Source organism: Bartonella sp. AA86SXKL (assembly GCF_042196885.1).
Window position 1 is genome coordinate 1 of record NZ_JBHIRE010000064.1, and the last position, 2,718, is coordinate 2,718.

At 36.6% G+C, this 2,718-nt stretch carries 1 protein-coding gene; it reads right to left on the reverse strand.

The genetic code is table 11. The annotated features are described in order from the left end of the window. Positions 1 to 2,718: type ISP restriction/modification enzyme (locus ACFIO5_RS09690; protein WP_375705286.1), on the reverse strand; the 2,718-nt coding region annotated here is incomplete at both ends.

The window sequence follows — 2,718 nt, forward strand, 5'->3', positions numbered from 1 at the left end:
TGTCTGTTTTGGATTACCCTTTTTAAAGGTCACTGGATAAGGTTCTACAGTTTCATAATTCACGTGCAAATGACCCAATTCACGCCCTGCTGTTACAAACTTCCAAAAATCTTCAGCAGTTTTTACACAAAGGATACGAGGCAATTCTTTAGAGAGGTTATCAGCATAACGAGCACGATAATCTTCCGAATGAAGTAGACCATAAATATAATAGAATAGATCATCTTTTGTTATGGTTTCATTAGGATAAGCGGCTTTAAAATGTTCTAGTCCCTCATCCGTAATGGCATCACGCCTTTGTAAACCAGCTGTTGTGCTTTCTTCTATAGAGTTTGTAAATAAAAGGGATTGGTTTTTATTTTTACTCTTTGAAACTGGAGTGTGTTCGTAAAAATATCTTGGAAAGCATTGACCTTTTTCTATTGCATCTAAACTAGGTAAGGCTTTATTCATCAATACAGAAAATCTTCTTGCTCCTATACCTGTAATTTGTATTACCATATTTTCAACCGTTTCCCCTATCGGAAATATTCGCGGCATTTGTAAAACCATTTCATTAAAGGCACGATTGTAATAGAGCCACTGTTGTGTAAAAGGACGATATAAACTTTGCATAAGGCATGTAGCTTCAAATTTAAAAATCTTTCCTTTTGCTAAATCTTGTTTAAGAGCACGGCTCCAACTGATTTTTCTGGCATCTGTATTGACGAAATTGTCTACAACTTTTGTAAGTGTTTTACGATCAACATGTCCATAAGCATTATTAAAACGCTTTACTTCACTGTTATAGAAGGCAATCATATTACTTATGTTTTTAGCTAAAATTTCATGGCTTGAATTGTATACCCAAGCATCACGGCTAGTTACAACACCACACGAAAAATTTTCAAAAAGCTTTTTACCATGACCTTTCTTAACACCCATGGCTAAAAATGCTTTGAAATTGTTATCACGTTGACCAAGCCAATCACCATGTTTATCTGGTGTGATTATTTGCCAACCTTGTTTACTTCGTGTAATACCATCAATGCTTTCAAGGGATTCAATCATTGTAAGCTTTTCTTGTCTCGTGAGATAGTCTCCAATATCACGAAAATATATCTTACCACGCTGTTGTGCATTTGGATTTTTTACGAGAACGGAAATCGCTATAGGGGCTCGAGAGCCTTCACCAAAAATCTTACCGCCTTCTTTTCGCGAAAGTTCTCCAGAAGTTCTTTGATTCCCTCGTAAATGAAAAATATAAAGGCTTGAAAATTCTTCAACTAGGCATTTGCGTAAACCATCCATAGATTTTGTATCTATATAACTTGCATTTGTAACAAAACCAATCACACCACAATCTTTTATACGGTCACTTGCCCAGCGAATGGCACGAATATAACTATCATAAAGATTTCGCATAAGGCTTGCTTTAGATTGAGCGGCGTAAGTTTCACCAATACGGTTATTTAATATCGGATAAGGCGTATTCTTTGCATTATCATTAGCACTTTTTTGACCAGTTGAATAAGGAGGATTGCCAAAGATTACTTCAATATTGAGCTTTTTTTGAAGTTCTAAATATGCACTGTTTTCCTCTAGTAAACCTTTCATCAGATCTTGCTTTTCAACCATCCGAAACGTATCAGCCAAACCAATATGCTTAAAAGGAATATACTCACCTTTCATCAAACTATGATAAGTCGATTCAATGTTAATGGCTGCTATGTAGTACGCTAGCAAGACAATCTCGTTGGCATGGATATCATGACGGAATTTATATTCCATATCCTCTGGTTTGATGAGATTGGATTGTAAAAGCCTTGTGATAAAGGTTCCAGTTCCCGTGAAAGGGTCAAGAATAGAAACACCCCGTGATCCCAAGCTTTTTCCAAACTCATTACGCAACACATCATCAACAGAATGAATGATAAAATCCACAACCTCAACGGGCGTATAAACAATTCCAAGTCTATCCGTTGTCTTCTTAAAAGCTTTGGTAAAAAAATCTTCGTAAAGTTTGATAATAAGATTTTGTCTTGCCTGTGGTTCTGTAATGCCAGAGGCACGGAACTTTACGCTGTCATAAAACTCTTGTAATTCTTTGGATTCCTCTTCAATATTGGTTTTATCGAGTTCTGTTAAGATTTTTTCCATTGCTTGCGAAATGGCATTATTTTGTACAAATTCATTGCCTTCAAACAAGGCTTCAAACACGGGACGCGTCACAAGATGTTGCGCTAACATCTCAATCGCTTCTTCTTGCTTTATCTCACTGTTTAAGTTGTTTTTTAATTCTTTATAAAACGCATCAAAGGCATGATAAGCTTCGCTTGTTTGATCAGAAAGCATAGTTTGAAGGCGTGTGATATGGTTTTGTGCAATCTCAGCAACATTGTTCGCCCAAATGCCCCAATAATCACTCATAGTAGATTTTTTAACAATCAGTGTTTTGAGAGCATTGGGAAACTCAACAAAAAAGGGTAATCTTCCTTGTCCTTCATATGTTTGGTGCGGTTCATGAGCTTGTGTCCCAATACAAAGTCCGGATTTTTCTGATTTTTCGTGGAGCTGGATTTCGTCAATAACCGTGGTAACATTCTCTAATTCGGTCTTTTTAGAAACTGTAACAATGTCGATGATAGAGCTTACGTCTTGCCCTAAGACCATCTGGTTAAGGGTTTTACTAAAATTCTCATCATGGGCAAGCAAAGCATTGAGAACTTGCCAGACAAC